At 35.9% G+C, this 4,129-nt stretch carries 5 protein-coding genes; all 5 read left to right on the forward strand.

From position 1 onward, the window contains the following. On the forward strand, positions 1-733 hold a 733-nt coding region (locus AA81_RS10670), incomplete at its 5' end, for a hydroxymethylglutaryl-CoA lyase-like TIM-barrel protein (protein ID WP_439331575.1). Then, a complete protein-coding gene (locus AA81_RS10675) occupies positions 708-1,967 on the forward strand; it encodes a 3-isopropylmalate dehydratase large subunit (RefSeq protein WP_103077968.1) in 1,260 nt (419 codons plus the stop codon). The genes AA81_RS10670 and AA81_RS10675, both read left to right, overlap by 26 nt. A 30-nt stretch (positions 1,968-1,997) precedes the next feature. Next, positions 1,998-2,501 carry a 3-isopropylmalate dehydratase small subunit gene (locus AA81_RS10680; RefSeq protein ID WP_103077969.1) on the forward strand — a complete coding sequence of 168 codons (504 nt, stop codon included), beginning with the start codon at positions 1,998-2,000 and terminating at the stop codon, positions 2,499-2,501. Between the two features lie 11 nt (positions 2,502-2,512). Next, positions 2,513-3,508 (forward strand): isocitrate/isopropylmalate dehydrogenase family protein, encoded by a 996-nt coding sequence (locus AA81_RS10685; protein WP_103077970.1) that lies wholly within the window; start codon positions 2,513-2,515, stop codon positions 3,506-3,508. 17 nt (positions 3,509-3,525) lie between these two features. Continuing rightward, positions 3,526-4,129 (forward strand): glutamate 5-kinase (gene proB / locus AA81_RS10690; RefSeq protein WP_103898971.1); only part of this gene is annotated, 604 nt, incomplete at its 3' end.

The raw sequence follows: 4,129 nt of genomic DNA on the forward strand, positions 1-4,129 counted from the left end.
TGATATGGATTTTCTTATAAAGTTTGCTAAAGAGGCTAAAGAAGCAGGTGCAGATAGGTTAAGATACTGTGACACCGTTGGAATGATGGAACCATTTTCTATCTACGAACATATCAGAAGAATAATAGACGAAGTTGGTATCGATGTTGAGATGCATACCCACAACGATTTTGGCTTAGCTACTGCAAACACGTTAGCGGGAATAAAAGCAGGCGCTAAATACGCAGGTGTTACTGTAAATGGATTAGGTGAAAGGGCAGGGAATGCAGCTTTAGAGGAAGTAGTGATGGCTCTTAAATACATTTACAAAAATGATTTGGGAATAAAGACTAATTTACTAAAAGAAGTTTGTGAATATGTTGCCAAGGCTTCAGGAAGGGTGCTTCCTTTATCAAAAACAATCGTAGGTCATAATGTTTTTGCCCACGAATCAGGCATTCATACAGACGGTGTATTAAAAGACTCAAAAACATACGAATCTTTCTCCCCAGAAGAAGTAGGATTACAAAGACAAATACTTATTGGAAAACATTCCGGGAGGAACGCTATTGTTGCAAAGTTTAAAGAGTACGATATAGATCTAACTCCAGAACAAGCAGAAGAGATTTTAAAAAGGGTAAGATCTCTATCTGTTCAGCTTAAAAGAAGCCTATTCGATAAAGAGTTAATCTATCTATACAATGAAATGAGGGAGGAAAAGATAAAGGATGTCAACCTACAAAACAATATCTGAAAAGATATTCAGTGATCATTTAGGTAGAGATGTGGAAGCAGGGGAAATAGTGATAGTTGATGTTGATTTCATGATGGGGCAAGATGGAACCACTCCATTAGCTATTAAGACGTTTGAAAATGTTGGAGCAAAAAAAGTTGCGAATCCTGAAAAAGTTGCTTTTGTAATAGACCACAATGCACCCAGTCCAAGTGAAAAAGTCTCTGCCTTACATAAGTTGATGAGAGATTTTAGTAGCAATTACGGTACGAAGTTTTACGATATCGGTGAGGGTATATGTCATCAATTAATTCCTGAAAAAGGCCATGCCTTACCTGGACAGATCGTAATAGGGGCTGATTCTCACACGTGTACTTATGGGGCTATTAATTGTTTCTCAACGGGTGTCGGTTCAACAGATTTGGCTATTGCTATGGCGAGTGGTAAGTTATGGTTTAAGGTACCACAAAGTGTAAAAATTGTTTTAGAAGGTTCTCTGCCAACAGGTGTTTATTCTAAGGATGTTGCGTTGTATATTATAAAGAATCTGACCGCCAATGGAGCAACTTACAAGGCTGTAGAGTTTGAGGGCCCAGTTATTGATAATTTATCGGTTGAGGCAAGATTTACCATTTCTAATATGTCAGTGGAAATGGGAGCCAAAGTCGGTTTGATAAAACTTGATGAAAAAGCTGAAAATTGGGTAAAGGAAAGAACTGATAAACCATTTAAAAGTTACGAACCAGATGAAGGTGCAAATTATGAAGAAATATATAAATTTGATGTCAGCGATTTAGAACCTCAAATTGCCAAACCCCATGCCGTTGATAATGTTAGTCCAATTAGTGAAGTTGAAGGTATTCCTATACATCAAGGTTTGTTAGGTACGTGCACTAACGGAAGAATTGAAGATCTAAGAATAGCTGCGAATATCTTAAAAGGCAAGAGAATCCATAAGGGTGTTAGACTTATTGTGGCTCCTGCATCTAAAGATACTTTATTAAAAGCTATGAATGAGGGAATAATTCAAACTTTAATTCAAGCAGGAGCGACGGTAGTTGCCCCAGGCTGTGGGCCTTGTGTCGGTACACACAATGGAGTACCTTCTGATGGAGAGAATGTAATTTCTTCCGCGAATAGAAATTTCAAAGGAAGAATGGGGAACAACAAAGCTTTCATCTATTTGGGATCACCTGCCACAGTGGCAGCTTCTTGTATAGAGGGTAAAATAGCGGATCCGCGTAAATATTTGTGACAATTAATTTTTTGAACGGGAGGATAAATAATGGAATTAAAAGGTTATTCACATAAATTTGGTGACGATGTAAACACCGACTATATTATCTCCGGAAAATACAAATTCAGTACCATCGATATGGACGAATTATCTGTTCATTTGATGGAGGATCTAAGGCCAAATTTTTATAATGATATAAAAAAAGGTGATTTCATAGTTGCAGGAGAAAATTTTGGTTGTGGTTCTTCTAGAGAGCAAGCGCCTTTAGTGATAAAACACGCTGGTATCAGTGCTGTAATAGCAACTTCTTTCGCCCGAATATTTTATAGAAATTCCATAAATATTGGGTTACCTTTGGTTGAAGTTACCACTAATAATATAGATGAAGGTGATTTATTGACTGTTGATCTAGAAAAAGGTGTAGTTAAGAATTTTACCAAAGATGAAGTTTTGAAGATTAAATCTCTCCCCAAAGTGATGTTAAAGATTTTACAAAGTGGGGGTTTGGTTAATTATTACAAAAAATACGGTACCTTAGAATTAATCAATTAGTAGGTGATTTTATGTATACAGTTACTTTAATTCCGGGTGATGGAATAGGTCCAGAAATAACCTCTGTAGTTGTAGAGATTTTTGAACATATGAACGTCCCTATTAGCTGGGATTTAGTAGAAGCAGGGGAGAAGGTAATTGAGAAATATGGAACTCCACTGCCTGATTATGTGATAGATTCGATTAAGAAAAATAAAGTAGCCTTGAAAGGTCCGATAACTACGCCAATAGGTAAAGGATTTAGAAGTGTGAATGTTACACTAAGAGAAAGGTTGAATCTGTATGCAAACTTAAGACCAATTAAAAGTTTAGAAGGTCTCAATAGTAAGTACAATAATGTCGATTTGGTTGTAGTGAGAGAAAATACCGAAGGTTTGTATAAAGGGATTGAATACAAGATTGACGATACAGCTTGTGCCGTTAGAGTGATAACAAAAAATGCAAGCGAAAATATTGCATATTTTGTATTTAAATATGCAAAAGAAAACAAAAGAAAGAAAGTTACAGCTGTTCATAAAGCAAACATTCTAAAGATTACAGATGGCTTATTTTTAGAATCTATTAGAAAAGTTGCAAGCGAATATCCTGAAATAGAGTACGAAGAAAAGATCGTTGACAATATGTCTATGCAGTTGGTATTGAATCCCGAAAAATATGATGTAATTGTTGCTCCTAATTTGTACGGAGATATCCTTTCCGATTTAGCCGCAGGTTTGATAGGAGGATTGGGCCTTGCTCCAGCTGCTAATATTGGCGAGGATGCTGCGATCTTTGAAGCGGTCCATGGAAGTGCTCCGGATATAGCCAATAAAGGTATAGCAAACCCGATCGCTTTATTAAGCTCATCCATTATGTTGTTAGATTATTTAAAACTGAACGAGTTAGCAAAAAAACTTGAAAATGCTATTTCTGCAACGGTTAAAGATATAGATAGTTTAACACCGGATTTAGGTGGAAAAGGTAACATAGAGTCTATGAAAAATAAAATTATTTCATTTTTGGGCTGAATGGTTGGTGATTTTTTTTGAAAAATACAATCAATAAGATAGTTATAAAGGTTGGTAGCAGCTCAATAGCTGATGAGAACGGAATAAATGTTGGTAAGATGAATAAAATCGTCGAGCAAGTGACTGACTTAAAGTTTAAAAGAAAGAAAGATATAATTATTGTTTCATCAGGAGCTATAGCTGCTGGCAAAAGTGTGTTAGGTTACCGTTACAAACCTTATTCTGTTTCTGAAAAACAGGCTTGTGCAGCTGTTGGCCAAGGTGTATTGATCTCCAAATATCGTGATCTTTTTGCAGTTAAAAATATTAAAGTGGCACAAATACTTTTAACGGCTGACGATTTTTCTAATCGTCAGCGTTATTTAAATGCATACAATACCATGAATGCACTTTTAGAAAATGATGTGATACCTATTGTAAATGAAAACGATACAATAACGACAGATGAAATCAAATTCGGAGATAATGATGTTTTATCTGCTCAAGTAGCAAGTTTGTTGGAAGCAGACTTATCGATCATTCTCTCAGATATTCCAGGATTGTTGAAAGATTTAGGTAACCCGAAATCACTGATCAATATTGTTGAAGAAGTTACTCCTGAGCTTGAAAATCTTGCTAATG

This window comes from Petrotoga halophila DSM 16923, assembly GCF_002924615.1.